Consider the following 26,183-nt stretch of genomic DNA (forward strand, 5'->3'; position numbering starts at 1 on the left):
GCCAATGGGGGAAAATCGCTGTTCATCCGGACGGTGCCCAGGACAGGGCGGCGCTGCCGCGGCCGCACGAGGCCGGCGGCCCACGCCGTACACGCCGTCCGTGGGCAAGGCGATCGATGAGGATGGGCGAGGCTGTGCAGCGGCGCTTTTTGGGTCTGACCGCGGCGGTGGCCGCGCTGGGAATGACGGCAACGTTGTCGGCCTGTGGCGGCGGTGATGCCGGTTCGGGTGACGTCACGCTCAAGCTGGTCGCCGCCGACTACGGCACCGGCCCGGAGAACAGCTCCGAGAAGTACTGGAGCGGGGTGGCCTCGGGCTTCGAGAAGGAGCACCCCGGCATCAAGGTCGATGTCACCGTCCTCTCCTGGAAAGACGTCGACCGCGAGGTCGGCGAGATGGTCAAGGCCGGCAACGCCCCGGACATCGCCCAGATCGGCGCGTACGCGGACTACGCCAAGACGGGCAAGCTCTACACCGCCGACGAGATGCTCGCGATCCGCACCACGGCGAACTTCCTGCCCTCGCTCACCTACGCGGGCAAGGTCGACGGCACGCTGTACGGCCTGCCCTTCGTCGCCAGCACCCGGCTGCTCTTCTACAACCAGAAGCTGTTCGAGCAGGCGGGCCTGGACGCTCCCGAGACCTGGGACGACATCAGCAGTGACGCCGCGGCCCTCAAGGCGAAGGGCGTCGACTACCCCTTCGCCCTGCCGCTCGGCCAGGAGGAGGCCCAGGCCGAGACCCTGATGTGGCTGCTCAGCGGCAACGGTGGCTACACGGACGACGTCGGCTCGTACGACATCGACTCGGCCGAGAACGTCGCCACGTTCCGCTGGCTGCGGGACAACCTCGTCGGCAAGGGCCTCACCGGCCCGGTCGCGCCGGGCAAGCTGGACCGGGCGAAGGCCTTCGAGGCGTTCACCGCCGGCCAGGTCGGCATGCTCAACGGCCACCCCACCCTGATGGACGAGGCCGAGGCCAAGGGCATCAAGGTCGGCATGGTGCCGCTGCCCGGCGCCGACGGCCCGACCGAGGGCTCCATGGGCGTCGCCGACTGGATGATGGGCTTCAAGGAGAACGGCCACCGCAAGGAGATCGGCGCGTTCCTGGACTACGCCTACTCCGACGAGAACGTGCTGGAGTTCGCCGAGCAGTACGACCTCCTCCCGGTGACCGGCAGCGCCTCCGCCGCGATGGAGACCGACAAGAAGCACGAGAAGCTGCACGAGTTCCTGGTCGCGCTGCCCAACTCGACGCTGCCCCCGTTCGGCAAGACGTCCTGGGCCACGGTCAGCGACGCGATCAAGAAGAAGATCGGCAACGCGGTCGCGCCGGGCAGCAACCCCGAAAGCATCCTCGGCGAGATATCCGCCGAGGCGGCGCAGGCGGAGGCCGCGGAGTAGCGGAGGCCGCGGAGTGGCGGAGGCCGCCGGGCCGCGGTTCCGGACCGTGTGCGCGGTGTCGCGGCAGCGCGTGGGTGTCGGGGGCGGGTATTAGGTTGGTTGATATGACCGCCCCCGACCACGAGCCCCACGACGCACCGGCCGCGCCCGCGCCCGGTGCGGACGAGCTGTCCGTACGGGACCGGGCCCTGCTCGCGCTGGAGCGGCGGCCCTGGCCGGGTCCCGGGGCGAAGGAACGGGCGATCCGCGAGGAGCTCGGGATCTCGCCGGTCCGCTACTACCAGCTGCTGAACGCGCTGATCGAGGACGAGCGGGCGCTGCGGGAGGACCCGGTCACGGTGAACCGGCTGCGGCGGGTGCGGGACGCGCGGCGCGGGCGGCGCTGAGGGGTGCTGCCGGAGGCTCCGCTCCCGGGTCTCCGTTCCCGGGGTCCCCCGCTCTCGGGGTCTCCCGCTCCCGGGTCTCCGCTCCCGGGTCTCCGCTCCGGGGTCCCCCCGTTCCCGGGCTCCCGTTCCCGGGGTCTCCGTTCCCGGGCCTCCGCTCCAGGGTCCCCCCCGTTCCCGGGCCCCCGTTCCCGGGTCTCCGCCCCTCAACCGCCCGCTCCTCAATCGCCTGAGGGGCTCGATCTCCCGTAGGCGCCGGATCTACGGCGAGGCGTCCAGCACCAGGTCAACCGCCCTGTCCAGACGGCCCCGTTCGTCCTCCGTCAGATACGGGTTCTGCTGCTGGCGGGCCCGGGCCAGCTCCAGATCGGCGGCCGACGCGCCGCCGTCGTCGGCGAGTTCGGCGAGGAACGCCGCCAGCAGCGGCCGTACGTCGGCCCCGGCCGCAAACGCCGGGTCCAGCCCGACCCGGGCCAGGATCAGCGCCGACATCGCCCGGTCGAGGCCGGGCGGGCCCTCCGCCGCGCTGGACCAGTCGATCACCACCGCGCCCTGGTCCGTCAGCATCACGTTCTCCGGATGCAGGTCCAGATGGAGCACGCAGTCCTCCGGGTTCGTCGAGACCCGGGGCGGTATCGCGTGCAACTCCCGCAGCAGACGGGCGAGCAGGGCCCCCGCTTCGGCCGCCCCCAGCCGCCCCGCCAGCAGGGCCTCGGCCAGGGTCGGGCCGGTCAGCCGCTGGAGCACCAGGTCCGTGGGGCGGGCCCCCTCGGCGGGCGGACCGATGCGCGGCACCGGGAAGCCGAAGGCGGCGACGTAACTCATCACGGCCAGCTCCTCCGTGGTGTCGCAGCGGTCCCGGTAGCGGCGAAGGACCCAGGAGCCGTCGAGTGCGTACACGTCGGCGGTGCGTCCCGAGCCCAGAAGTTGCCCTGTGTGCATGAGGGCGAACCTACCCGGGCGCCCCGTCGAAGGGGAGACGGCTCTTCCCTCCCGCCTCCTGGGGGCCTCCGGCCCCCATAACGCGGAGGGAGGGGGTGAACGGGATCTCCTGTGCCGGGTGTCACCGCCGCTACGGTTTCGGCAATTCCCTGGTCCGGACCAATCCCCGCCGGACCCGGACACCCCTGAACCAAGGAGAGTCACGTGGAGAGAACCACGCTCCGCAGACGCGCCCTCGTCGCCGGCACCGCCACGGTGGCCGTGGGCGCGCTCGCCCTCGCCGGGCTGACCGGCGTGGCGTCCGCCGACCCCGCGGGCACCACCGTCCCACCGGTCTCCGCCGACAGCCTGTCGCCCGGGCTGCTGGCCGCCATGGAGCGCGATCTCGGCCTGGACGCGGACGACGCCCGCAGCCGGATAGCCAACGAGTACCGCGCCGCCGCCGTCGCCGCCGGGCTGGAGAAGTCCCTCGGCGCCAGCTACGCCGGAGCCCGGGTCAGCGGTGCGAAGGCGACCCTGACCGTCGCCACCACCGACGCCTCCCAGACCGCCCGGATCACCGAGGCCGGGGCGAGGGCCGAGGTCGTCGGCCACAGCCTGGACCGGCTCGAAGGCGTCAAGAAGGCCCTCGACAAGGTCGCGCTGCGCAAGGCGCCCGAGGACGTGCCCGTCTGGTACGTCGACATCGCGGCCAACCGGGTCGTCGTGAATGCCGCGAGCACCGCGGCCGGAACGGCGTTCCTCAAGGCGGCCGGGGTCGACAGCGCCCTCGTCACCGTCGCCCGCACCGCCGAGAAGCCCCGCACCTTCGCCGACCTCCGGGGCGGCGACGCGTACTACATGAACGGCTCCGGCCGCTGCTCCATCGGCTTCTCCGTCAAGCGCGGCACCCAGAACGGCTTCGCCACCGCGGGCCACTGCGGCCGGGTCGGCACCACCACCAACGGCTTCAACCAGCAGGCCCAGGGCACCTTCCAGGGCTCCACCTTCCCCGGCCGCGACTACGCCTGGGTCGCCACCAACGCCAACTGGACCCCGCGCCCGACGGTCAACGGCTACGGCCGGGGCGACGTCACCGTCGCCGGATCCACCGCCGCCGTCGTCGGCGCCTCGGTCTGCCGCTCCGGCTCGACCACCGGCTGGCACTGCGGCACCATCCAGCAGCTCAACACCAGCGTCACCTACCCGGAGGGCACCATCTCCGGCGTGACCCGCACCAGCGTCTGCGCCGAGCCCGGCGACTCCGGCGGCTCGTACATCTCCGGCAACCAGGCGCAGGGCGTCACCTCCGGCGGCTCGGGCAACTGCTCGTCGGGCGGTACGACGTACTTCCAGCCGCTCAACCCGCTGCTCCAGGCGTACGGGCTGACCCTGGTCACCAGCGGTACGCCCACCGACCCGCCCACCACGCCGCCGACCGACCCGCCGACCGACCCGCCGGGCGGCACCTGGGCGGCCGGCACCGCGTACGCCGCCGGAGCCACGGTGACGTACGGCGGGGCGACCTACCGCTGCCTCCAGGCCCACACGGCCCAGCCCGGCTGGACCCCCGACGCCGTTCCGGCGCTCTGGCAGCGGGTCTGACCGCCCCGGGCCCGGTCCGGCGCGATCCGGCCGTCCCGGGCCTGGCCCGGCACCCCCGTAACAGCACCTCCTGAACCTCCCCGCCTCCCGCCTCCCCGCGTCGAGGCTCCCCGAGGACTCCGAGGAAGACGTCATGACCCCACCCATGGACAACGCGACCCCCCAAGAGCCCAACGCGCCCGACGAGGCGTCCGGCGGCCGGCGGCGGATCAGCCGCAAAGGTCTCCTGAAGGCCGCACTGGTCGCGAGCGCCGCGCCCCTGCTCGCCGGCGGAGGCGTCGCCCTCGCCCGCGACGCCGCCGCCACCGGGGACGGGCCCCTGGCCCTCACCCCGGAGTGCGACGACGGCGACGACCTGACGCCGCCGCAGATGGAGGGCCCGTACTTCAAGCCCAACTCGCCGCGCCGCACCAGCCTGGTGACCCCGAGCACCCCCGGCGTACCGCTCACCGTGAGCGGCTACGTCTTCGGCCGGGCCTGCCGGCCCATCTCCGGGGCCCTGCTCGACTTCTGGCAGGCGGACACGAACGGGGCCTACGACATGGCCCGGTTCAACTTCCGGGGGCACCAGTTCACCGGCCCGGACGGCTCGTTCAGCCTCACCACGATCGTGCCGGGCCTCTACCCGGGCCGTACGCGCCACATCCACGTGAAGGCGCAGGCGCCCGGCGGGCGCATCCTCACCACCCAGCTGTACTTCCCGAACGAGCCGCGCAACAACACCGACGCCCTGTTCGACCCCGAGCTGCTGATGAACGTCCGCAACGTGGGCAACGGGCGCCAGGGCACCTTCGACTTCGTCCTGGACGTCGCCCAGACGCCCGGGCCGACCGACCCGCCCACCGATCCACCCACCGAGCCGGGGACCAGCTGGGCCGCCGGCACCTCCTACCGCGCGGGTGACCGCGTGACCTACGGCGGGGTCGCCTACCGCTGTCTGCAGGCGCACCAGGCCGTCTCCGGCTGGGAGCCGCCGAGCGTCCCCGCGCTGTGGGAACGCGGGTAGACGACAGAGACGGCGAGCGCACCACCGCCCGCGCCCCGTTCACGCCGTCCGGCGCGTGAACGGGGCGCTTCCGCGTGCCTCGGAAAAGTTCTCGCGGACCGCCTGAAACATTTGCCCGGCCCCGTCGCGTCGTAAGGGAGGAAGGGCGGAACGGCGGGTCTACGGGGGAGAACATGAAGGTTGCGCGTACCGACGAGTTCAGAGTGTTCGCGGCCGGCCGGGCCGGCCATCTGTTCCGCTCGGCCTGCCTGTTGACCAGCGGCGATGTGCACCTCGCCGAGGATCTGGTGCAGGAGACGCTGAGCCGGATGTATGTGACGTGGGGCCGCGCCCGCCGGATCGACAACCCGGCGGCGTACGCACAGACCGTGCTGGTGAGGACGTTCCTCACCCACCGGCGGCGCCGCTCCACCAGCGAACGCCCGCTGGCCGACGTGCCCGAGGGCGCGTCGGGCGACCGCGACGACCCGGCGCTGCGGTTGACGCTGCTGCGCGCCCTGTCCCAACTGGCCCCCAAGGACCGCGCGGTCGTCGTCCTGCGGTACTGGGAGGACCGCAGCATCGAGGAGACCGCCGCCGCCCTCCAGGCCAGCCCGGCCGCCGTCCGGACCCGCTGTGTGCGGGCGCTCGGACGGCTGCGGGAACACCTGGGCGGCAGCATTGCGGAGTTCGCCGCCCGCTGACGCACGCGCGCACTCCCCGCCCTCAGGCCCCCGCGGGCCGTCGAAACTGTCGAGCAATCCGATACGAGTACGAGAAGTGGTGGTTTCCCATGCCCAGCGAAGACGAGTTCCCGTTCGAGGACAGCCTCGGTACGGAACTGCGCCGCGCCGGCGAGACCTTCGAGCTGTCCGGCCGGGCCGCCCTGGTGGACGGCGCCCTGGAACACGGGCGGCGCACCGTGCGCCGCCGCCGCGTCGCCGCCGTGGCCGGAAGCGTGCTGACCCTGGCCCTCGTCGGCGGCGGGGTCACCTTCGCCACCGGGCAGTTGGGCACCTCCGGCGACGGGGTGAACGTCGCGAGCAGCGCCCCGGCCGCGCACACCGCGACGCCCACGACGGCACCCGCCACGGACGCCGTCACGCCCACGGCGACGCGCCCGCCCGAGAAGACCGCGACGAAGGCCACCCCCTCGCCCTCGGACGCGCCGGCGGACGGCGCCACCGCCACCCCCACGGCGGGCGCGGGCACCGGTGAGCCCTCGCCGGACCCGGGCCCCGGCTCGCGCGGGACGCACGACGCCGGGATTCCGGCGCCGCCGATCGACTACACGCTGCTGATGCCCACCTTCCGCGCCCTGCTGCCGGACGGGCTGACCGTGACGGACGTGACGGACAGCGGGGGCGAGTTCGCCTCGGTCGTCGTGAACGACGGCAAGGGCCGCTCCCTCGTGCAGATCAATGTGCAGCCCGACATGCGGGACGTCGCCCACCAGCTCTACGGCGACGCGACCACGCTGCCCGACGGCACTCTGCTCGCCACGTCGAAGAAGCCCGGCGAGAAGGGCGGACCGGGGGTCGTCATGTGGACGGCCGACAGCATGCGTCCGGACGGCATGCGGGTCGTCGTCTCCGCCTTCAACTCCGGCGAGCAGTCGAGCCCCGCCACCCGCAAGGCGCCCGCGCTCACCATGGACCAGCTCACCGCCCTGGTCCTCAGCCCGGAGTGGCCGAAGCTCCAGCAGCGCTAGGCCCTGTCGTCACACTGCCGTCGTCGCCCGGAGCGCGCAGACGGCAGTGTGACGGCAGGACCCAGGACGTGTCCGGGGCGCTGCCCCGGCCGTCCTCGTCCGGACGGTCACTTCGCGTCCGCGTACCGCTCCACGACCGCCACCGTGAAGGGGAACCGCACCGGCGTCGGGCCGAAAGCGGTCCGCCCGGCCAGCTCGCCCGCCGCGCGGATCGCCTCGGCGACGGCGGCGCTCTCCTCGGCCGGGCAGTGCACGATCACCTCGTCGTGCTGGAAGAACACCAGCTGCGCCCGCAGCCCCTGCTCGAAGAGGGTCCGGCGCAGCCCGGCCAGGAGCAGGAGCGCCCAGTCGGCCGCGCTGCCCTGCACCACGAAGTTGCGGGTGAAGCGCCCCCGGGCCCGGGCCGCGCCGCCCCCGGGCCCGGCGGGGCCTCCGGCGTCACCGGCGCCCTCCGGGCCCTCCTGGGGGATGCCCGCCTCCTCGTCCTGGCCCGCCGAGACGACCGGCGGGCTGGTGCGGCCCAGCCAGGTCCGCACCACGCGCCCCTCCTCGCCCGCCCGCGCCGCGTCGTCGACGTACGCGACGGCCAGCGGGAAGCGGCGGCGCAGCGCGGCCAGGTTCTTCAGCCCGTCGCCGGAGGTCTGGCCGTAGATGGCCCCGAGCAGCGCCAGCTTGGCGTGCTCGCGGTCGCCGGAGAACGCCCGGTCGGACAGGGCCTTGTAGAGGTCGCCGTCATGTCCGGCCACCTCCATCAGCCCCCGGTCGCGGGAGATCGCGGCCAGCACCCGGGGTTCCATCTGGTCGGCGTCCGCGACGACGAGCCGCCACCCCGGATCGGCGACCACGGCCTGCCGGATCACCTTGGGGATCTGGAGCGCCCCGCCGCCGTTGGTCGTCCAGCGGCCGCTGACCGTGCCGCCCGGCTGGTACTCCGGGCGGAAGCGGCCCTCGCGCACCCAGTCCTGGAGCCAGGACCAGCCGTGCGCGGTCCAGATCCGGTACAGCTTCTTGTACGCGATCAGCGGCTCGACCGCCGGGTGGTCCAGCTCCGCCAGCTCCCACCGCCGGGTCGATTTCACCGGCATCCCCGCCTGGGCGAACGCCTTCACCACATCGGCGGGCAGATCCGGGCGCACGCGTCTGCCGAACGCGGCCGACACCTCGTCCGCCAGCTCGGCGAGTCTGCGGGGCTCGCCGCCGCCCGCGTACCGCTCGCCCAGCAGCCCGATCAGCAGCTCCCGGTGGACGTCGGCGCGCCAGGGCAGCCCGGCCCGGTGCATCTCGGCGGCCACCAGCATCCCCGCCGACTCCGACGCGGTCAGCAGCCGCATCCGGTCCGGGTGCTCCGCCGCGTCATGACGGCGGAGCTGGTCCGCGTAGACCCGCAGGAGCCCCTCGAACGGCACACCGGCCCCCGGCGACGGCTCGAAGAGGGAGGACTGCGCGCCCGGTTCGGCGGACCGGGCGGGCGGATCCGGCGGCACCGCCGCGTTGTCGAGGCGGGCCAGCGCGGCGGCGGCCGACCGGGGCTCGCCGAGCCGTCCGGCGTGGCCGAGGAGCAGCAGCTCGGCGCACTCGATGTCGTAGCACCGCTCGACCCGGACCCCGGCGGCGAGCAGCCGGGGGTAGATCTCGGCGGTCGACCGCCACACCCAGCGCGGCACGCCGGGGCGGGAGCGGACCGCCTCGACGAGGTCGGGCTCGGCGACGACCGGACCGGCGGGTGTGCCGTCGCGGGCGAGCGGCGCGAGCAGCGCCCCGCCTCCGTCCGCCGCCGCCACCGCCCACCGTTCGGTCATGGGTGCGAGTCTGGCACCCGCCACTGACAGCGCCCGGATGCCGCGCGCCTACCCTTGGCCGGATGGAATCCGTGATCGACCGGGCGTGCGCGGCGGCCCTCTACGCGGAGAGCGACGCCGCCCTGGACACCGGCGCTTCCCTGCTCGCCGCCGCCCCGGACGCCGACGACGCGGCGCACCGGCGCGGCGAGGAGTTCGTGCGCCGGGCGTGGGAGCGCGGCTGGCTCCCCGCCGACCTGGTCCGGTTCGTCCGCCGGGAGCTGGACGAGCGGCGGGCGGCGCTGGCCGGGACCCTGATCGCCGCCGAGACCGCCCGGTACGCGGAGCTGCCGCCCCGGTGGGACCGGCAGCTCGCCGGGTTGCCGAAGCCCGTGCCCCGCAACCGCCCCGACCGCTTCAGTTACGCCGCCGATCTCCTTGAGCTCTACCGGGTGCTGCTGCGGCTGCCCGCCGTCGAGCCCGTGGGCCCGCCGCCCGGTGCCGCCGCCGACCACCCGCACCGGCCGCCCGCCGCCGACGAGCCCCGGATGCTCACCCGAATCCGGGCGCTGCTCGCGAAGGCCGAGGCGACCGGCTACCCGGAGGAGGCCGAGGCGCTGACGACCAAGGCGCAGGAGCTGATGGCCCGGCACACCATCGACGAGGCCCTCCTCGCCGCCCGGACCCGGAGCCGCGAGACACCGGGGGCCTGCCGGATCGGGGTGGAGCCCCCGTACGAGGGCGCCAAGGCGGTCCTGCTGGACGCCGTCGCCTCCGCGAACCGCTGCCGGGCCGTGTGGAACGAGGACTTCGCCTTCTCCACGGTCGTCGGCTTCGAGGCGGACCTGGAGGCGGTCGAGCTGCTGTTCACCTCGCTGCTCGTCCAGGGGACGACGGCGATGACCCGGGCGGAGGCCGGACAGCGCGCCGGAGGCCGCAAGCGGACCAAGACCTTCCGGCAGGCGTTCTGGATGGGGTACGCCCAGCGCCTCGGCCGCCGGCTGGCCGCCGACGCCGAGCGGGTCACGGCGGAGGCGGACACCGCTGCGGGCGGGACGGGAGAGGGCGGCGGACTGTTGCCCGTCCTCGTCGCCCGGGACGTCGCGGTCGCCGACACCGCCGAGCGGATGTTCCCGAGGACCACGACCACCCGGCTCCGCGGCGTCTTCGATCCGGCGGGCTGGACGCACGGCACCGAGGCCGCCGACCGGGCCCGGGTGGGCGGTGCGCGGGGCGGCACGCCCCCTCGACCCGACGGGGAAATCACGGCGTAAGTCGAGCTTGTCCTGGATTGCCCCGTTAGGCTCGGCCCATGAGCTGGCTCCGGGCGCTGAAGGAGACCGCCCGCTCGGGGCTGGAGATCGAGCGGCAGAGACTGGAACCCCTCATCGCGTTGCGCGGTGCGGCCGGGCTCGCCCTCGTCATCGGCATCAGCCTCGTGCTGTTCGGCCCGGAGATCGCGGCGAGCTCCGCGTTCGGCGCGTTCCAGGCGGCCATCGCCACCTTCCAGCGCAGCTGGCGCCCGCGCCCCGTCCTCGCCCTGGTCTCCGGGGCGAGCCTCGCCGTCTCGACGTTCGTCGGGTACGTCAGCGGCGCGCACGTCGTGCTCTTCCTCTGCCTGCTCGGCCTCTGGACCTTCCTCGCCGGGCTCGCCTGGGCGGCGGGCCCCACGGCGGGCATCATCGCCGCGTCCAACGTCGCGATCATGCTGGTGACCATCACCCTGCCCACCTCGGTCGTGGACGCCGCCGCCCACGCGGGGATGATCGCCGTCGGCGGCCTCGTGCAGGCCGTGCTGATCGTCCTCTTCCCGGTCCGCAGATGGGGGGCCCAGCGCGACGCGCTCGCCGATGCCCTGGCCGCCGAGGCCGACTACGCCCGCCGGCTGCGCCACGACCCGGTCGCCCCCTTCGACCCGCTGCCCCTGATGACCGCCCGCAGCGCCGCCGCCGTCACCTCGCGCGAGGCCCGCCGCCGCCCCGCCGAGCTGCACGGGGCCCGGGGGGTGGCCGAGCGGCTGCGCCCGGTGCTGGCCTCGCTGGCGGACCCGGCGATGGGGGTGCCCGGCGACGGCCTGGAGCGGCTCTGGGTGAACGAGCTGCTGGGCGCGGCCGGGTCGGTCCTGGACGCCGCCGCGCGGGCCGTCCGGCACGGCGAACCCGTCCATCTCTCCGCCACCGACCTGGGCGTCCTGAAGACCCCGGACAACGACGTGATCCTCGTCGGCCCCGCCCGCCGCGCCGCCGACCGGCTCTCGGCCCTGCTCGACGACGTCCTGGAGATCGCGGAGGGCACCGGGACCGACAGCGGGATCCCCACGGACCTCGCCCCGGACACCCGGCACCGGCCCTCGTTGCTGAAGCTGATCCCGGTGGTGCTGGCCGCGATGCGCCGCGAGATGCACCACGGTTCGCCGATCATGCGCCACGGGATCCGGGTCGCGGTGGTCGCCGTCTCCGGCTACTTCGTGGGCGAGGCGGTACCGCTCGGCCACGGCTACTGGGCGCCGATGACCGCCGTCATGGTGATGCGGCCCGACTTCTCGCAGACGTACGCCCGCTCCGCCGGACGCTTCGGCGGCACCCTGGTCGGGGTCGGGCTCGCCACCGCGATCGTGCAGACCGCGCACCCCGACGCCCGGCTCTCCGCGCTCCTCGCGGTGGTCTGCGCCGGGCTGATGTACCTGCTGATGGGCACCGGCTACGCGGTCGGCCAGGTCTGCGTCGCCGCGTACGTCGTCTTCCTGCTCGGCATGGCCGGCGACGACTGGTCCCAGACGGTCACCGAACGCATCGTGCTGACCCTGGCCGGCGGGCTCCTCGCGATGATCGCGTACGCCCTCTACCCGGCCTGGGAGACCCCGCGGCTGCGCAACCGGCTGGCCGAGTGGCTGGTGGCGGACGGGCGGTACGCGGCCACGGTCGTCGACCGGTACGCCGACCCCGCGTCGCGGGACGACGGGGACGTCCGGGACGCGCTCATCGCCACCCGGGAGGCCCGTGTCGCGTGGCAGGAGGCGCTGGCGACCGCCCAGCACGAACCCGTACGCCACCGGGGCATCTCCCGGGCCGCCGCCACCGACGCCCAGCACGCGCTGGCCCAGCTGGGCCGGTCCGCGATGGTCCTGGAGGCCCATCTGCCGGCCCGGTCGGCCGACCCGGTGCCCGGCGCCGCCCAGTTGGCCGAGGCGCTGCGCCGGGCCACCGAGAAGGGCGCCAAGGCGGTACGGGAGCGGCGGCTGCCCGACTGGCAGCCGGTGGTGGACGCGGTGGCCCACTGGGACATGCCCACCCCGACGGACGACGGCACGACACCGGTCGGCGACCCGGTGGTGCGCCGGGGTGCGGCGCTCCTCCTGGACGCGCTGGAGGAGTTCACCCGCGCCCTGGACGAGCGTGGCGGCTCCACCCGCGTCAGCAGCGTCCTCGCCGAGGGGTGAGAGCGCCCCGGCGGGTTCGGCGACGGTCGTCCTACGGCGCGGGCACCTCGGGCAGGTCCCCCAGGTCCGGGAGCGAGGGCATGCCGCTCGGCAGCTTGCCCGCCTCCGCCTTGGTGAGGGTGTCCTTGGCGCCGCCGTCCCACGAGACGACCAGCTTCGAGCCGTCGGCGGAGTCGATCGCGCCCATCGTGCGCTCGGTGCCGCCGTCGGTGCACTTCAGCGCGAGCATCGGCTCGCCGCCCATGTCCTTCACATCGCCCTGGCACACGGACTTGTCGGCGACGAGGGCGACCTTGCGGGCGGCGATGGACACGGTGACGTGTCTGCCGTCCGTGAGCCCCACCCAGGTGCCCTCCAGCGCCGCGGCGTCGACGGGGCCCCCGCCGGACTCCCCGGAGCCCTCGCCGCCACCGGCGCCGGGCGTCGCGCTCGCCGACGCGTCCGCGCCGGAGTCCTTCTTCGCGTCGTCGCTGCCGCAGGCGGTCAGCGCGAACGAGGCCGCCAGAGCGGCCACCGCGATGACGCCGGTGCGTAGAGACCTGGTCACGTGGAGTTCCCCCTTGCTGTTTTCCGGTCGAAAGACCGCGCCACGTTACCAAGGTCGGCAACGGTCAACTCCGGTAAGCGGGAGCGAAATAGGCGCGCCGTTCGTCTTGTAATCGAAGGAACACCCCGCGTGCACGTGCATCTGCTCATGCATTGGCATATGAACAGAGCTATGATCCGAGCTAGTTGACACTTGCACCTTGCAACTCGGGGAGCGTCCTGTGCACCACGTGTACAACGGCATGGCGGCCACAGAGCTTCGCGGAGTCGTCTGGCAGAAGAGCAGGCACAGCAACTCCCAGGGATCCTGTGTGGAGTTCGCGCGGCTGCCCGGCGGGAATGTGGCGATGCGGAACTCCCGTCACCCCGACGGGCCCGCCCTCGTCTATACGCCCGCGGAGATCGAGGCGTTGCTGCTGGGCGTCAAGGACGGCGAGTTCGACCATCTCGCGGCAGGCGCCTGACGCCGGGTCCGGTCCACGAGGGACCGGACCGGGCCTGCGAGCCCTACTCCGTCTTTTCCGGCAGCCGGAAAAGGGCCCAGACGACCTTGCCGTACAGCGGTCCCGAGGGCAGCTCTCCCAGCGGTACGGGCGAGGGGTGCCAGCCCCAGCTGTCGCTGACGCATTCGACCAGGAACAGTCCGCGGCCCGATTCGGCGGAATCCGCCGCCTCGCCCGCCACCGGGCTCTCCCGGCTGGGGTCGCGCACCGCGCACACCAGCCGCGAGGTCCACCGCATCAGATGCAGCCGCACCGGCGGGTCCTGGAACTCCCGGGGCGGATCGTCGGGCAGCGCGTGGCGCAGGGCGTTGGTGACGAGTTCGGACACCACCAGGGCGACATCGTCGAACCGGTCGGCCAGCTCCCACCGCTCCAGCGTGGTCCGGGTGAACTTCCTTGCCCCGCCGACCGCTTCGTAACGCCCCGGCAGGGCGCACGAGGCCGATCCGGCAACCCCTGAGGGGTCGGTGGGGGGAAGCCCCTGCCGTAACGGCTCGAGCATCGTCGATCCATTCGTCCCCATACGAGGCACTCCCGGGATTCGCGGCTGTAGCGGCACTGCCTGTAGCGGTACTGCGGGGGGTACAGCGGCACAACACGAGCACGCAGGTGCGCGGGGACCATGGTTCCGAATGCGCACAGCAGATGCAAGGGCAGATGCACGTGCACGCGCCGGACGTGCCCGATACCGTGGTGGTTGCGGGGCATTTCTTCCCGAGGTCAGTTTCGGAGCTTTCTGGACGTCTTCCCATTTCCGTAATCGAATGAGTACGGGCTGAAGCGTTTTGGTGGCAGAATCCGGCAGTCGGGGTTCGGGGGGCTCCGGGTGCCAGGGAAGGCGATGGGGAGGGTCGGACCAGTGTCGGCAGGTGAGTCGAGTGGATCGGTGGTGCGGCGCATCCTCCTGGGCTCTCAGCTCAGGAGACTGCGGGAGTCGCGCGGTATCACCCGTGAGGCGGCCGGCTACTCGATCCGGGCCTCCGAATCGAAGATCAGCCGCATGGAGTTGGGACGGGTGAGCTTCAAGGCCAGGGACGTCGAGGACCTCCTCACGCTCTACGGAGTGGCGGACGAGGCGGAGCGGGACTCCCTCCTCGGCCTGGCCCGCGAGGCCAACGTGGCGGGCTGGTGGCACAGTTACGGCGACGTGCTGCCCGGCTGGTTCCAGACGTACGTCGGGCTGGAGGGTGCCGCGTCCCTCATCCGTATCTATGAAGTCCAGTTCGTGCACGGACTGTTGCAGACCGAGGCGTATGCCCACGCCGTCGTCTCGCGCGGGATGCGCGGAGCCTCGCCCGCCGAGATCGACCGCCGCGTCGCCCTGCGCCTGGAGCGCCAGAAGGCCCTCGTGTCGGAGCGCGCCCCGACGTTCCACGCCGTGCTCGACGAGGCGGCGCTGCGCCGCCCGTACGGCGAACGCGAAGTCATGCGTGCTCAATTGCGGCATCTGATCGATATGTCGGAGCAGCCGAACATCACGCTCCAGGTCATGCCCTTCAGTCACGGCGGCCATGCGGGCGAGAGCGGCGCATTCACGATGCTGCGCTTTCCCGAATCCGACCTGTCGGACATCATCTACTTGGAGCAGCTGACGAGTGCGCTCTATCTGGACAAGCCCGAGGAAGTCGCGCAGTACGAAAAGGCGATGGCGGCCCTCGCCCAGGAGAGCCCGTCCCCGGAAGAGAGCCGGGATCTTCTGCGCGGACTACTCCAACTGACGTAATTTCTCGTTACGATGACGTCGCATCAGGAGTCTGCGAACGCCTGCAGTAAGGGATTGCATGTCCTTCTTCCATGAACTGGCCCACCAGTACATCGACGGCGAGTGGCTGACCGGCAGCGGCTCGTGGGACATCATCGATTTCAATCCCTACAACGGTGAGAAACTCGCCGCCGTCACCGTGGCCACCGCGCTGGAGGTCGACCGGGCCTACCGGGCCGCGGAGCGGGCGCAGCGGGAATGGGCCTCGGTCAACCCGTACGAGCGGCGCGCCGTCCTCGAACGCGCGCTCCGCATCACCGGCGAGCGCGCCGAGGAGATCGCCGAGGCGATCATCGACGAACTGGGCGGCACCCGGCCGCGCGCGCGGTACGAGGTCGACGGCGCCACCGAGTTCCTGCGCGAGGCGATCCGCCAGGCGCTGCGCCCCAGCGGTCGGCTGCTGCCCGCCGTGGGGGACGGCCGGGAGAACCGGCTCTACCGGCTGCCCGTCGGTGTCGTCGGCGTCATCAGCGCCTTCAACTTCCCGTTCCTGGTGACGATGAAGTCCGTCGCACCCGCCCTGGCGCTCGGCAACGCCGTCGTCGTGAAACCCCACCAGAACGCGCCCGTCGTCGGCGGCGGTCTGATAGCGAAGATCTTCGAGGACGCCGGGCTGCCGGCCGGGCTGCTCAACGTCGTCATCACCGACAGCGCCGAGATCGGCGACGCGTTCATCGAGCACCCCGTGCCCAGGGTGATCTCGTTCACCGGCTCCGACCGGGTCGGCCGGCACATAGCCGCCACGGCGGCGGGCGCCTTCAAGCGGACCATCCTCGAACTGAGCGGCAACAGCGCCCTGGTGGTGCTGGAGGACGCGGACGTCGACTACGCGGTCCGGTCCGCCGTCTTCAGCCGCTTCCTGCACCAGGGGCAGGTCAGCATGGCGGCCAACCGGATCCTGGTGGACCGGTCCCTGGCCGAGGAGTTCACCGCGAAGTTCACCGCCGAGGTGGCCGCACTGCGGGCCGGTGACCCGAGGGATCCGGAGACCCGGATCGGGCCCGTCATCAACGCCTTCCAGGCCGACGCGCTGGGCGCCCTGGTGGACCGGGCGGTCGCGGACGGCGCGACGGCCCTCGTGCGGGGTCCGACCGTCGGCAATGTCGTCGGGCCCACCGTCCTCACCGGTCTCGCGGAGGACTCCCCGCTGCTGCAGCAGGAGATCCTCGGCCCGGTGGCCCTGCTGATGACGTTCGACGGCGAGGAGGAGGCCGTACGGATGGTCAACGAGGGCCCGTACGGCCTCAGCGGCGCGGTCCACACCCGGGACGCGGAGCGCGGTGTGAAGTTCGCCCAGCGCATCGTCAGCGGCATGTTCCACGTCAACGACTCTACCGTGCACGACGATCCGCTGGTCGCGTTCGGCGGCGAGAAGACGTCCGGGGTGGGGCGGCTGAACGGCGAGGCCGTGGTGGAGGCGTTCACCACGCAGCGGTGGATGTCGATCCAGCACGGCCGCTCGGTCTTCCCGTACTGACGCCACGCCACGTCACGCGCGGGGCGCGGGCCCCCGGAACGTGGTGCGGTAGGCGCTCGGCGAGACACCCAGCGCCTCATGGAAGTGCCGGCGCAGATTGGCCGCCGTACCGAGCCCGGTGCGGGCGGCCACCTGCTCCACGGGCGTGTCCGACTCCTCCAGCAGCTCCCGGGCCAGCTCGATCCGTTGCCGGGTCAGCCAGGCCATGGGCGTCAGGCCGGACTCCTCCCGGAACCGCCGGGTGAAGTGCCGTACGCTCATCGACTCCCGGGCCGCCAACTGCCCCAGCGTGATGGGGTCCTGGAGCCGTCGCAGCGCCCACTCGCGGGCGGCCGAGGTCCCCGGGGCCGACCGCCCGGGCACCGGTCGCCGGATGTACTGCACCTGGCCGCCCTCACGGTGGGGCGGTACGACCGTGCGCCGGGCCACGTCGTTCGCGACGGCCGTCCCGTGGTCGCACCGGATCATGTGCAGGCACAGATCGATCCCGGCCGCGCAGCCGGCCGAGGTCAGGACGGAGCCCCCGTCGGTGTAGAGCACGTCCGGGTCCAGCCCGACGCGGGGGAAGAGCCGGGCGAACAACTCCGTGTACCGCCAGTGGGTGGTGGCCGTGTGCCCGTCGAGGAGCCCGGCCGAGGCCAGCACGAACGCTCCGGTGCAGATCGAGGCCACCCGGACACCGGGCCGGACCAGCGCGAGCGCCTCTGCCAGCGGAGCCGGGAGCGCGGGTGTCTCCTGGACGTAGTCCTCGTACGACGACAGCACGATCACCGTGTCGGCCTCGGCCAGCGCCTCTGGCCCGTGCGCGACGGCCACGGTGAAGTCGCCGTCCGTCGTGACGTCGCCGGGCGCGGGGGAGCAGGTGGCGACCTCGTACAGCGGCTCGCCGTCCGCCGACGCCCCCTGCCGGGCCTGGCCGAAGAGCTGGTGGACGATGCCCAGCTCGATGGGGAGCAGGACCGCGCGGGCGAGCACGGCGACGCGGTGCCGCCCGGGGTGGGTGAAGACCGTCATGGCCATATCCTTGCGCACCTGGTCCATCGGGACGCTCGTGAGGGCGGGGCCCGCTCGCGACGCTGACTCCATGGCCTCATCGACCTCGACCACGCCCCCGTCCGCCCGTATCCACCGCGCGTGGCTGATGGCCGCCGTCGCGGGCGCGGCCATCGTCACGGCGGGCGCGTTCACCACCGTGCCCGGCCTGCTGGTGACGCCGCTTCACGAGGAGTACGGCTGGGAGCGCGGGCAGATCGCGCTCGCCGCCTCGGTGAACATGGTGCTCTTCGGCCTCACCGCCCCGTTCGCGGCGGCGCTGATGGACCGGATCGGGACCCGCCGGGTCGTCATGGGCGCGCTGCTGCTGGTCGCGGCGGGGGCGCTGCTGACCGGGGTGATGACGCGGCCGTGGCAGCTGGTCGCGTACTGGGGTGTGCTGATCGGCCTCGGCAGCGGCTGTCTGACCATGACGTTCGCCGCCGGGGTGACCGCCCGCTGGTTCGATCGGCGGCGCTCGCTGGTGACGGGCGCGCTGAGCTCCGCGAGCCACCTGGGCCAGTTGCTGTTCCTTCCCCTCCTCGCCTGGTCCGTCGACCACCGCGGCTGGCGTCCGCCGGTGGTGACGCTGGCGCTCGTGGCCCTGGCGGTGGCCGCCGCGGTGTTCCTGCTGCTGCGCGACCACCCGGCCGAGGCGGGCGTGAAGCCCTACGGGGCAACGGAGTTCGTGGCGGAGCCGCCCCCGGCCGCCGGGGCGGCGGCGCGCACGCTGAAGGTGCTCATCCGGGCGGCGCGCACCGGCCCGTTCTGGCTGCTGGCCGGGGCGTTCGCGCTCTGCGGGGCGTCCACCAACGGCATCATGTGGTCCAACTGGGCGCCCGCCGCGCACGATCACGGCATGCGGGCCACGGCGGCGGCCTCGCTGCTGTCCCTGATCGGGATCTTCTCCGCCCTCGGCGCGCTGCTGGCCGGCTGGCTGACCGACCGGTTCGACCCGCGCCGCGTGCTCACCGTCTGCTTCGCCGTCCGCGCGCTCAGCCTCCTCGCCCTGCCCCTGGTGTTCGCCTCGACGGCCACCGTCCCGATGCTGCTGTTCACGGCGGTCTACGGGCTCGTCGACGTCGCGACCGTGCCGCCCGTCATCGAGCTGGCCCGCCGGGTGTACGGGGAGGACGGCCCCGTCGTCTTCGGCTGGACGAACGCCGCCCACCAACTGGGCGCGGGGGCATCGGCGTTCCTCGGGGCCACCGCCCGGGACACGGCCGGCGGCTACGACGTGGTGTGGGCGGCGCTGGCGGCCGGATGCCTGGTCGCGGCCCTGCTGGCCTCCGCCGTCCGGACGCGGGGGCACACCTGCCGCCCGGACGCAAGCGGACCGGGCTACCCTAGTCAAAGTTGAATACGAAGGAGTGCCATGTCCGCGATCCGGCTGCTGGTCCTCGGCGCGGTGCGCATGCACGGCCGCGCGCACGGCTATCAGGTCCGCAACGACCTGGAGTACTGGGGCGCGCACGAGTGGTCCAACGCCAAACCCGGGTCGATCTACCACGCCCTGAAGCAGATGGCGAAGCAGGGACTGCTGCTCGCGCACGAGACGGCCCCCTCCACGGCCGGCGGCCCGCCGCGCACCGAGTACGAGGTCACGGCCGAGGGTCTTGAGGAGTACCGCGCCCTGCTGCGGGACGCCATCCGCTCCTACGACCGGAACATGGACGTCCTCTCGGCGGCGGTCGGCTTCATCGTCGATCTGCCCCGCGCGGAGGCGGTCGCGCTGCTCAAGGAGCGGATCGAGGGCATCCGCGAGTGGCGGAGTGCGGTCACCGAGTACTACACCCCGGAGGAGGGGCCCGAATCCCTCGGCCACATCGGCGAGATCATGAACCTGTGGGTGCACTCGGCGGACAGCGGCGCGGAGTGGACCCGGGGGCTGATCGCCCGTATCGAGGGCGGCGCGTACACCTTCGCGGGCGAGGGCGACCCGTTCGTCGGAGTGCTCGCCGAGGGTGAGGAGAATCCGTACGCCACCGGGGTGCCCGACCCCGGGGACGACGAGTAATCAAGTTTGACGAATGCCGGACAAGGGTTTACCTTCGTCCTGCTAGTCAAGTTTGACTACAGGCGTCGTGGAGGCGTGGAAGGGCGGCGGGGAACGTGACGGAAGCGATCGTCATGGACGGAGTGCACAAGCGGTACGGGGAGAAGCGCGCCCTGGACGGACTGGACCTGGTCGTCGGCCGCGGCACCGTCCACGGGGTGCTCGGCCCCAACGGGGCGGGCAAGACCACCGCCGTACGGATCGTGTCGACGCTGCTGCGCCACGACGCGGGCCGGGTCACCGTGGCCGGCCTCGACGTCCGTGAGCGGGCGGGCGAGGTCCGGCGCAGGATCGGGCTGCTCGGGCAGCACGCGGCGGTGGACGAACAGCTCGGCGGACGGCAGAACCTGGAGATGTTCGGGCGGCTGTACCACCTGGGCGCGCGCCGGGCGGGCAGCCGGGCGGACGAGCTCCTGGAGCGGTTCGGCCTCGCGGACACCGGCCGCAAGGCGGTCAAGCAGTACAGCGGCGGCATGCGCAGGCGGCTCGACCTCGCCGCGTCGCTGATCACCGATCCGGACGTGCTGTTCCTGGACGAGCCGACGACCGGCCTCGACCCGCGCGGCCGCACCGAGGTGTGGGACGCGGTGCGGTCCCTGGTCGGCGGCGGCACCACCGTGCTGCTGACCACCCAGTATCTGGAGGAGGCGGACCAGCTGGCCGACCGGATCTCCCTCATCGACCACGGCCGGGCGGTCGCCGAGGGCACCCCCGACGAGCTGAAGGCCCGCGTCGGCGGCGACCGCGTCGACATCGTCCTGCGCGACGCGTCCCGGCTGGCCCGTGCGGCGGAGCTGCTCGGCGGCGAGGGACTGACGCTCGACCCGGACCGGCGGCGGATCGGCGCGCCCGCCCCGGACCGGATGGCGGCCCTGACCCGGACGGTACGGGTACTGGACGAGGCGGGCATCGAGGCGGAGGACATCGCGGTGCGCCGCCCGACCCTGGACGAGGTGTTCCTGTCCCTGACCGGGCGGCCCGCCGAGGAGCGGCGTACGGAGAAGACGGAAGAGACGGAGGTGGCGGCATGAGCGCGGCGACGACGGCGGCGGCCCCCGGCCCGGGCGGGGCGACCTCCCGGCCGGTCTGGGCGCTGGCCGACTCCTGGACGATGACCCGCCGCGAACTGGCGCACTGGGCCCGGCAGCCCGTCGGGGTCCTCGTCAACCTGGTGTTCCCGGTGATGCTGCTGCTGATGTTCACCTATCTGGTGGGTGGCGGCCGGGGCGTGCCGGGCGACCCCACCGAGTACCTGGTCCCCGGGATGCTCGCGCTGACCATGGCCTTCGGCCTGGAGGCGACGATGCTCGCGGTCACCCAGGACCTCGGCAAGGGCGTCATCGACCGGTTCCGCTCGATGCCGATGGTCCCCGGCGCGGTGCTGGTGGGCCGCAGCGCCGCGGACATGCTCCAGTCGGTGGTCTCGCTCGCCGTGATGACCGGGGTGGGTTACGCGGTCGGCTGGCGCTGGCACAACGGGGCGGCGGCCGCGCTCGGGGCGGTGGGACTGCTGCTCCTGCTGCGGTTCGCGATGCTGTGGGTCGGCATCCACCTCGCCATGGTGGCGGGCAGGCCGGAGATGGTCACGGCGGTCCAGATCCTGGTCTGGCCGGTCGGCTTCCTCTCCAACGTCTTCGCCACCCCCGCGTCGATGCCGGGCTGGCTGGGCGCGGTGGTCGAGTGGAACCCGATGTCCGCGACCGCCACCGCCGTACGGGAGTTGTTCGGCAACCCCGGCGGCGCGACCGGCTCGTGGGCGGCGGAGCACGCCGAACTCCTCGCGGTGCTCTGGCCGGTGGCGATCGTCGCGGTGTTCTTCCCGCTGGCGGTGGGCAGGTTCGCGCGGCTGAGCCGGTAGCGGTGGACCGCCGCCTCAGTGGTGAAAGGCCGTCGCCGCCTTCCGGTCATGGCTCACCGGGTGCCTCTGCGCCCGCAGTTCGGGCAGGAACAGCTTCAGGTCCTCGACCAGCAGCTCGGCCAGGTCGGAGGAGAAGCCGTTGCGGCACACCACGCGCAGCACCGACAGGTCCTGCCGGTTGGCGGGGAAGGTGTACGCGGGCACCAGCCAGCCGCGCTCCCGCAGCCGGCGCGACACGTCGAAGACGTCGTACGCGTGGACCTCGGCGGTCGTCGTGAACGCGAACACCGGCAACTCGTCCCCCCGGGTGAGGAGTCGGAAGTCGCCGAGGTCCTCCACCGCGCGGGCCAGAGAGCAGGCCACGTCTCGGGATGCCTGCTGGACCGCCCGGTAGCCGTCGCGGCCGAGGCGCAGGAACGTGTAGTACTGCGCGACCACCTGCGCCCCGGGCCGGGAGAAGTTCAGGGCGAACGTCGGCATGTCGCCGCCCAGGTAGTTGACCCGGAAGACCAGCTCCTCGGGCAGCTCGTCCGACGTACGCCACAGGGCCCAGCCGACCCCCGGATAGACCAGGCCGTACTTGTGGCCCGAGGTGTTGATCGACGCCACCCTCGGCAGCCGGAAGTCCCACACCAGCTCCGGGTCGAGGAACGGCGCCACCATCGCGCCGGACGCCCCGTCCACATGGACCGGGATGTCGAGGCCGGTGCGCTCCTGGAGGGCGTCCAGGGCCGCGCAGAGGTCGGCGATCGGCTCGTAGGACCCGTCGAAGGTGGAGCCGAGGATGCCGACGACCCCGATGGTGTTCTCGTCGCAGAGCTCGGCGGCGGCCTGCGGGTCGATGTGGAAGCGCCCGCCCTCCATCGGGACCTGCCGGGCCTCCACCTCCCAGAAGTTGCAGAACTTCTCCCAGCAGACCTGCACATTGACGCCCATCACCAGATTGGGCCGCGCCGTCGCCGGGTAGCGGTCCGCGTTCCGCTTGGCCCAGCGGCGCTTCAGGGCGAGCCCCGCGAGCATGCACGCCTCGCTCGACCCGGTGGTCGAACACCCCACGGCCGCCGCCGGATCGGGCGCGTTCCACAGGTCGGCGAGCATCGCCACGCACCGCTTCTCCAGCTCGGCGGTGCGCGGGTACTCGTCCTTGTCGATCATGTTCTTGTCCCGGCACTCGCCCATCAGGACGCCGGCCTGCGGCTCCATCCAGGTGGTGACGAACGTGGCCAGGTTGAGCCGGGAGTTGCCGTCGAGCATCAGCTCGTCATGGACCAGCCGGTACGCCGTCAGCGGCGGCAGCGGCCCGTCGGGCAGCCGGTGCCGGGGCGGCGCGGTGTTCATCGCGGCCGTCGGGTCCGCCTCGCCGAAGAACGGGTTCAGCGCGAGCCTGCGCCGCTCGTCGGAGGGCTCGTCATGTTCCGGGTGGGCACCGCGGTGGAGCGGCATGGTGGGAAAGCCCTTCTCTCGGCCGGCGGGGTCGGTGCGCGTCCGTGCCTGTCCGCGGGGACGGGGTCAGCTCTCGGCGGCCAGGCCCGCCCTGATGGCCCGGGCGAACTTCACGACCCGCTCGGCCTGTACGCGGGCGGCGGTGAGCGTCTGCTCGCCGACCGGGAGGTCGCCCTGCCCGGCGATGTGCGAGGTGCCGTACGGGTTGCCGTCGACGAACTTCGTGGGGTCGGTGTACCCGGGGGTGACGAGGATGCCGCCGAAGTGGTGGATCGTGTTGTACAGCGCGAGCAGCGTGGACTCCTGGCCGCCGTGGGCGGTGGCCGTGGAGGTGAAGCCGCTGTAGACCTTGTCGGCGAGCTGCCCCGACTGCCACAGCCCGCCGAGCGTGTCGAGGAACTGCTTCAGCTGGGCGGTGACGTTCCCGAACCGGGTCGGCGTACCGAAGATCACCGCGTCCGCCCAGACCATGTCGTCCGGCGAGACCTCGGGGATGTCCGCGGTCGCCTTCACGTTCTCCGCCCACGCCGGGTTGGAGTCGATGGCCGCCTGCGGGGCGAGCTCCGCCGCCCGGCGCAGCCGCACCTGCGCCCCGGCCCGCTCCGCGTCCGCGGCCATCGCCTTCGCGATCGTGGCGATGGTGCCTGTGGAGGAGTAGTAGACGACGGCGACGTTGACGGGCGTGGACATGCGGGGGACCTCCGTCGAGCGGGATCGTTACAGGGTGGCGCAAAGCGCACGAACCAGACGATACGGAGGTTCAGTCCGTCCGGCGCGCCGGACGGGGCCTTCCCCGTGACCGCGTACGCCTGCCGCTCGCCGCAGTGGTGGTGTACGCCGCCGCTGACGGGCTCACCGCAGCGACTTCCCGTCCGCGTCCAGCTGCATCTGGGGCCGACCCGTGACCAGCAGCCACGCGGGCAGGGTCGCCGCGCACAGCAGCGGCAGCACGGACGCGTCGCCGACCAGCACCGCCGCGGTGAACAGGCTCACCCAGCCCTGCCGGGTGACGGCGAGCAGCACGCCCAGCACCGCGCAGGACACCGCGAGCGACGGCGGGACCGCGTCGACCAGCGCATGGGCGCACAGCCCGAGCGCCGCCCCCGCGAAGACCGCCGGAAAGATCCGCCCGCCCCGGAAGCCGCAGGAGGCCGCGATCACCAGGGCGGCCATCTTCACGATCGCCATCCCCGCGAACTCCCCGGCCGACCACCCGTCCGGGTCCCCGGCGAGCGTCTTCACCTCGTCGAGCCCCTTGAACAGGGTGAGATGCCCGCCCAGCGCGCCCAGCAGCCCCAGCACGAGACCGCCCACCGTCAGGGCGAGCACCGGATGCCGCAGCGCCGCGAAGACCCGGTGCGCCACCGGGAACGCGTACACCGCGAGCAGCCCGAGGAGCGCGCCCGCCGAGGCGATCAGCAGGGCGGAGAGCAGATCACCCCAGTGCGGTCCGGCGTACGCGGGGAGGGACAGGTCGAAGCTGGGCTCCGCGATCAGCGACATGGTCAGCGCGCCCGCCGTGCCGGCCGCGAGCGGGGCGAACAGCCGGTCCCAGAACGCCCCGGGGCCCGGCTGTGAGGCCAGCACCTCGGAGAGGATCAGCGCGGCGGCGACCGGGGTGCCGAAGAGGGCCCCGATCGTCCCGGCCGCCGCGAGCGCCACCCACACCTCGCCCGGAGCGCCGGGCGCGAACCGCCGGCCGAGCCAGAAGGCGAGGGCGATGTTGGCGGCCGTGATCGGGTTCTCGGGCCCGAGGCTCACCCCGCCCGCCAGCGCCAGGGCCGTCACCAGGAGCAGCCCGGGGACGATGCCGGGCCGCATCGGGGCGTCGACCAGCCCGGTGGTGGCCGGATCCGGCCCGCCGTGACCGGGCACGGTCCGCAGGACGAGCCCCACCGCGAGGCCGGTCGCGGTGAGCATCGCGACCATCCACAGCGAGGAGAACCGCCCCACCCCGAGCGCGTCGGGCAGCGACTCCCAGAGGACGTCCTGGAGCTGCTCCGCCAGCAGGCTCACCCCGAGCAGGATCAGCGCGCAGACGACGCCGACGACGATCGCGGGCAGAACGAGCGGCAGCAACCGCCGGGCGGGGGCGGCCGGCGGCTGCGGAGGGTGCGGGGGGCTCGGGGGAGTGGGGGCGGCCACCGGCTCACCATAGATTCACCGGGGTGACGAATCCGGTGCACATCCCCCGGGGTCACCCGGGGACGACCCGGGTGGCGGCCCATGACGTCGTGCCGGACCCCGGCCGGAGGTCACGTGCGGGCGTGCCGGCCACGCTTCGCCGCGGCGGCGGGCTCCCCCGCCTGCTTGCGCTGCGCCCGGTGCTCGACCACGAGAACGCCGATGACCACGGCGGCGCCGAGCGCGAACAGGGCCAGGCTCAGGCCGACCGAGCCGCTGGGCGCGAGCAGCCCGCGGTCATCGTCCTGCCAGGGCCACAGCGCGCGCAGCGAACCGGCCATCAGGCCGGTCATCACGACCAGCGTCATGTGGTGGTGGTTCTCCAGCAGCCACTTCAACAGCTTGACGAAGAGCGCGAGCCCCAGGACACAGCCCAGGGCGAAGGCGGCGAGATAGCCGAAGTCACGCTCGTTGACGGCGTCGATCGTCGGCTCGTACAGGCCCATGGTCAGCAGCAGGAACGAGCCGGAGATACCGGGCAGCACCAGCGCGCAGATCGCGATCGAGCCGGACAGCGCGACCACGACCGGGTGGGTCGGCATCTCGCCGGGCGGCAGCCCCGTCAGGGTGAAGGCACCCGCCGCGACGACCGCGCAGAGAGCGTAGTTACCGACGGTCCAGCGCTGCCCCGAGCCGGAGTACGGCACCCACAGAGAGGCCAGCACCAGGCCGAAGAACAGGGCGTAGGCGGACTGAGGGTGCTCCTCGACCAGCGGCGCGATCAGTTTCGCCGCGAGCACCAGGGCCACAGCCATGCCCACGAGCAGGGGGAGCAGGACCGTCCAGTCGACGCTCCGCAGCTCTGCCCTGGCCCGCGCGGACCCGCGGCCGCGCGGGAGATCGGACGCGCCCATCCGCAGCGCGCTGGTGAGGTGACCGGCGCCGCCGATCAGCTTCTCGTACACGCCGGTGATCAGTGCGACGGTGCCACCGCTGACGCCGGGGACGGCCTCCGCCGTGCCGATGAGAGCGCCGCGGAAGGCGTTGAAGACGTGGTGACCGGCTGGCTTCGCCATGATCTCCTGTTTCGACTGTCGGCTCTCTGCCATGGTGCGGCTTCCGGCCGTTGAGGGGAGCAGGCGACCATCCTAGGCGGC

The 26,183-nt window shown here is 73.0% G+C and carries 24 protein-coding genes; 15 read left to right on the forward strand and 9 right to left on the reverse strand.

The features are described 5' to 3' along the window. Window positions 1-122 precede the first annotated feature (122 nt). Together IE145_RS10290 and IE145_RS10295 are read left to right on the forward strand one after the other, a co-directional pair. Entirely contained in the window at window positions 123-1,403 is a 1,281-nt protein-coding gene (locus IE145_RS10290) for an ABC transporter substrate-binding protein (RefSeq protein ID WP_189520609.1), read from the forward strand. Between the two features lie 104 nt (window positions 1,404-1,507). Then, window positions 1,508-1,789: a DUF3263 domain-containing protein gene (locus IE145_RS10295; protein ID WP_030720653.1), complete on the forward strand. Its 282-nt coding sequence runs from the start codon at window positions 1,508-1,510 to the stop codon at window positions 1,787-1,789. Between the two features lie 258 nt (window positions 1,790-2,047). On the opposite strand, the gene IE145_RS10300 is transcribed toward IE145_RS10295, so the two are convergent. Beyond that, a complete protein-coding gene (locus IE145_RS10300; RefSeq protein ID WP_189520610.1) occupies window positions 2,048-2,728 on the reverse strand; it encodes a phosphotransferase in 681 nt (226 codons plus the stop codon). A 204-nt stretch (window positions 2,729-2,932) separates the two neighbouring features. Between IE145_RS10300 and IE145_RS10305 the strand changes: the two genes are divergently transcribed. From IE145_RS10305 to IE145_RS10320, 4 genes are all read left to right on the forward strand, one after another. Next, entirely contained in the window at window positions 2,933-4,312 is a 1,380-nt protein-coding gene (locus tag IE145_RS10305; RefSeq protein ID WP_189520611.1) for a carbohydrate-binding protein, read from the forward strand. A 145-nt stretch (window positions 4,313-4,457) separates the two neighbouring features. Next, window positions 4,458-5,318, forward strand: coding sequence for a dioxygenase family protein (locus IE145_RS10310; protein ID WP_189520684.1), 861 nt, complete (start codon window positions 4,458-4,460; stop codon window positions 5,316-5,318). Window positions 5,319-5,491: 173 nt separating this feature from the next. Continuing rightward, on the forward strand, window positions 5,492-6,001 hold the full coding sequence (locus IE145_RS10315) for a SigE family RNA polymerase sigma factor (RefSeq protein ID WP_189520612.1): 510 nt from the start codon (window positions 5,492-5,494) through the stop codon (window positions 5,999-6,001). 89 nt (window positions 6,002-6,090) lie between these two features. After that, window positions 6,091-7,008 carry a hypothetical protein gene (locus IE145_RS10320; protein WP_189520613.1) on the forward strand — a complete coding sequence of 306 codons (918 nt, stop codon included), beginning with the start codon at window positions 6,091-6,093 and terminating at the stop codon, window positions 7,006-7,008. A 107-nt stretch (window positions 7,009-7,115) separates the two neighbouring features. Here the strand turns inward: IE145_RS10320 and IE145_RS10325 are convergent, their stop codons facing one another. Next, window positions 7,116-8,807 (reverse strand): bifunctional 3'-5' exonuclease/DNA polymerase, encoded by a 1,692-nt coding sequence (locus tag IE145_RS10325; RefSeq protein ID WP_189520614.1) that lies wholly within the window; start codon window positions 8,805-8,807, stop codon window positions 7,116-7,118. 62 nt (window positions 8,808-8,869) lie between these two features. Here IE145_RS10325 and IE145_RS10330 point away from each other — a divergent pair, with 62 nt between their 5' ends. After that, window positions 8,870-10,060 (forward strand): DUF2786 domain-containing protein, encoded by a 1,191-nt coding sequence (locus IE145_RS10330; protein WP_189520615.1) that lies wholly within the window; start codon window positions 8,870-8,872, stop codon window positions 10,058-10,060. 38 nt (window positions 10,061-10,098) lie between these two features. After that, window positions 10,099-12,225, forward strand: a complete 2,127-nt coding sequence (locus IE145_RS10335) for an FUSC family protein (RefSeq protein ID WP_189520616.1) — start codon at window positions 10,099-10,101, stop codon at window positions 12,223-12,225. A 31-nt stretch (window positions 12,226-12,256) separates the two neighbouring features. Here the strand turns inward: IE145_RS10335 and IE145_RS10340 are convergent, their stop codons facing one another. Continuing rightward, window positions 12,257-12,772, reverse strand: coding sequence for a hypothetical protein (locus IE145_RS10340; RefSeq protein WP_189520617.1), 516 nt, complete (start codon window positions 12,770-12,772; stop codon window positions 12,257-12,259). 220 nt (window positions 12,773-12,992) lie between these two features. On the opposite strand from IE145_RS10340, the gene IE145_RS10345 reads away from it, so the two are divergent. Then, window positions 12,993-13,235 (forward strand): DUF397 domain-containing protein, encoded by a 243-nt coding sequence (locus tag IE145_RS10345; RefSeq protein WP_003968242.1) that lies wholly within the window; start codon window positions 12,993-12,995, stop codon window positions 13,233-13,235. Window positions 13,236-13,278: 43 nt separating this feature from the next. Here IE145_RS10345 and IE145_RS10350 read toward each other — a convergent pair whose 3' ends face one another. Next, window positions 13,279-13,776, reverse strand: a complete 498-nt coding sequence (locus IE145_RS10350; RefSeq protein WP_189520618.1) for an ATP-binding protein — start codon at window positions 13,774-13,776, stop codon at window positions 13,279-13,281. 357 nt (window positions 13,777-14,133) lie between these two features. Between IE145_RS10350 and IE145_RS10355 the strand changes: the two genes are divergently transcribed. Both IE145_RS10355 and IE145_RS10360 read left to right on the forward strand, forming a co-directional pair. After that, complete coding sequence (locus IE145_RS10355) at window positions 14,134-14,997, forward strand: Sco1979 family transcriptional regulator (protein WP_189520619.1); 864 nt, start codon at window positions 14,134-14,136, stop codon at window positions 14,995-14,997. A 58-nt stretch (window positions 14,998-15,055) separates the two neighbouring features. Continuing rightward, the gene (locus tag IE145_RS10360) at window positions 15,056-16,513 is read left to right on the forward strand and encodes an aldehyde dehydrogenase family protein (protein WP_189520620.1); all 1,458 of its coding nucleotides are present in this window, start codon (window positions 15,056-15,058) and stop codon (window positions 16,511-16,513) included. 12 nt (window positions 16,514-16,525) lie between these two features. On the opposite strand, the gene IE145_RS10365 is transcribed toward IE145_RS10360, so the two are convergent. Next, window positions 16,526-17,533: a GlxA family transcriptional regulator gene (locus tag IE145_RS10365; RefSeq protein ID WP_229825495.1), complete on the reverse strand. Its 1,008-nt coding sequence runs from the start codon at window positions 17,531-17,533 to the stop codon at window positions 16,526-16,528. Window positions 17,534-17,597: 64 nt separating this feature from the next. Here IE145_RS10365 and IE145_RS10370 point away from each other — a divergent pair, with 64 nt between their 5' ends. From IE145_RS10370 to IE145_RS10385, 4 genes are all read left to right on the forward strand, one after another. Beyond that, on the forward strand, window positions 17,598-18,905 hold the full coding sequence (locus IE145_RS10370; RefSeq protein WP_229825474.1) for an MFS transporter: 1,308 nt from the start codon (window positions 17,598-17,600) through the stop codon (window positions 18,903-18,905). 15 nt (window positions 18,906-18,920) lie between these two features. Continuing rightward, window positions 18,921-19,562: a PadR family transcriptional regulator gene (locus IE145_RS10375; protein ID WP_189520621.1), complete on the forward strand. Its 642-nt coding sequence runs from the start codon at window positions 18,921-18,923 to the stop codon at window positions 19,560-19,562. A 95-nt stretch (window positions 19,563-19,657) separates the two neighbouring features. Next, window positions 19,658-20,632, forward strand: coding sequence for an ATP-binding cassette domain-containing protein (locus tag IE145_RS10380; RefSeq protein ID WP_308427803.1), 975 nt, complete (start codon window positions 19,658-19,660; stop codon window positions 20,630-20,632). Beyond that, the gene (locus IE145_RS10385; RefSeq protein ID WP_189520622.1) at window positions 20,629-21,459 is read left to right on the forward strand and encodes an ABC transporter permease; all 831 of its coding nucleotides are present in this window, start codon (window positions 20,629-20,631) and stop codon (window positions 21,457-21,459) included. The genes IE145_RS10380 and IE145_RS10385 overlap by 4 nt, the downstream gene beginning before the upstream one ends. A 15-nt stretch (window positions 21,460-21,474) precedes the next feature. On the opposite strand, the gene gad is transcribed toward IE145_RS10385, so the two are convergent. The 4 genes from gad to IE145_RS10405 all read right to left on the reverse strand — a co-directional run bounded on the left by gad (window position 21,475) and on the right by IE145_RS10405 (window position 26,102). Further along, window positions 21,475-22,902 carry a glutamate decarboxylase gene (gene gad, locus IE145_RS10390; protein ID WP_189520623.1) on the reverse strand — a complete coding sequence of 476 codons (1,428 nt, stop codon included), beginning with the start codon at window positions 22,900-22,902 and terminating at the stop codon, window positions 21,475-21,477. Window positions 22,903-22,968: 66 nt separating this feature from the next. Then, window positions 22,969-23,592 carry an NAD(P)H:quinone oxidoreductase gene (gene wrbA, locus IE145_RS10395; RefSeq protein ID WP_189520624.1) on the reverse strand — a complete coding sequence of 208 codons (624 nt, stop codon included), beginning with the start codon at window positions 23,590-23,592 and terminating at the stop codon, window positions 22,969-22,971. A 162-nt stretch (window positions 23,593-23,754) separates the two neighbouring features. Further along, on the reverse strand, window positions 23,755-25,047 hold the full coding sequence (locus IE145_RS10400) for an ion channel protein (protein ID WP_189520625.1): 1,293 nt from the start codon (window positions 25,045-25,047) through the stop codon (window positions 23,755-23,757). Between the two features lie 110 nt (window positions 25,048-25,157). Then, on the reverse strand, window positions 25,158-26,102 hold the full coding sequence (locus IE145_RS10405) for a DUF368 domain-containing protein (protein ID WP_189520626.1): 945 nt from the start codon (window positions 26,100-26,102) through the stop codon (window positions 25,158-25,160). Between the last annotated feature and the right edge of the window lie 81 nt (window positions 26,103-26,183).

The organism is Streptomyces sindenensis, assembly GCF_014649035.1.
Lineage (GTDB): Bacteria > Actinomycetota > Actinomycetes > Streptomycetales > Streptomycetaceae > Streptomyces > Streptomyces sindenensis.

What these genes read in the sequence shown, in the direction of transcription:
- IE145_RS10405 (WP_189520626.1), bottom strand. Translation starts at nt 26,102, where the DNA reads ATGGCGAAGCCAGCCGGTCACCACGTCTTCAACGCCTTCCGCGGCGCT.
- IE145_RS10295 (WP_030720653.1), top strand. Translation starts at nt 1,508, where the DNA reads ATGACCGCCCCCGACCACGAGCCCCACGACGCACCGGCCGCGCCCGCG.
- IE145_RS10320 (WP_189520613.1), top strand. Translation starts at nt 6,091, where the DNA reads ATGCCCAGCGAAGACGAGTTCCCGTTCGAGGACAGCCTCGGTACGGAA.
- IE145_RS10385 (WP_189520622.1), top strand. Translation starts at nt 20,629, where the DNA reads ATGAGCGCGGCGACGACGGCGGCGGCCCCCGGCCCGGGCGGGGCGACC.
- IE145_RS10335 (WP_189520616.1), top strand. Translation starts at nt 10,099, where the DNA reads ATGAGCTGGCTCCGGGCGCTGAAGGAGACCGCCCGCTCGGGGCTGGAG.
- wrbA (WP_189520624.1), bottom strand. Translation starts at nt 23,592, where the DNA reads ATGTCCACGCCCGTCAACGTCGCCGTCGTCTACTACTCCTCCACAGGC.
- IE145_RS10310 (WP_189520684.1), top strand. Translation starts at nt 4,458, where the DNA reads ATGGACAACGCGACCCCCCAAGAGCCCAACGCGCCCGACGAGGCGTCC.
- IE145_RS10370 (WP_229825474.1), top strand. Translation starts at nt 17,598, where the DNA reads ATGGCCTCATCGACCTCGACCACGCCCCCGTCCGCCCGTATCCACCGC.
- IE145_RS10360 (WP_189520620.1), top strand. Translation starts at nt 15,056, where the DNA reads ATGTCCTTCTTCCATGAACTGGCCCACCAGTACATCGACGGCGAGTGG.
- IE145_RS10375 (WP_189520621.1), top strand. Translation starts at nt 18,921, where the DNA reads ATGTCCGCGATCCGGCTGCTGGTCCTCGGCGCGGTGCGCATGCACGGC.
- gad (WP_189520623.1), bottom strand. Translation starts at nt 22,902, where the DNA reads ATGCCGCTCCACCGCGGTGCCCACCCGGAACATGACGAGCCCTCCGAC.
- IE145_RS10315 (WP_189520612.1), top strand. Translation starts at nt 5,492, where the DNA reads ATGAAGGTTGCGCGTACCGACGAGTTCAGAGTGTTCGCGGCCGGCCGG.
- IE145_RS10350 (WP_189520618.1), bottom strand. Translation starts at nt 13,776, where the DNA reads ATGCTCGAGCCGTTACGGCAGGGGCTTCCCCCCACCGACCCCTCAGGG.
- IE145_RS10365 (WP_229825495.1), bottom strand. Translation starts at nt 17,533, where the DNA reads ATGGCCATGACGGTCTTCACCCACCCCGGGCGGCACCGCGTCGCCGTG.
- IE145_RS10325 (WP_189520614.1), bottom strand. Translation starts at nt 8,807, where the DNA reads ATGACCGAACGGTGGGCGGTGGCGGCGGCGGACGGAGGCGGGGCGCTG.
- IE145_RS10300 (WP_189520610.1), bottom strand. Translation starts at nt 2,728, where the DNA reads ATGCACACAGGGCAACTTCTGGGCTCGGGACGCACCGCCGACGTGTAC.
- IE145_RS10330 (WP_189520615.1), top strand. Translation starts at nt 8,870, where the DNA reads ATGGAATCCGTGATCGACCGGGCGTGCGCGGCGGCCCTCTACGCGGAG.
- IE145_RS10290 (WP_189520609.1), top strand. Translation starts at nt 123, where the DNA reads ATGGGCGAGGCTGTGCAGCGGCGCTTTTTGGGTCTGACCGCGGCGGTG.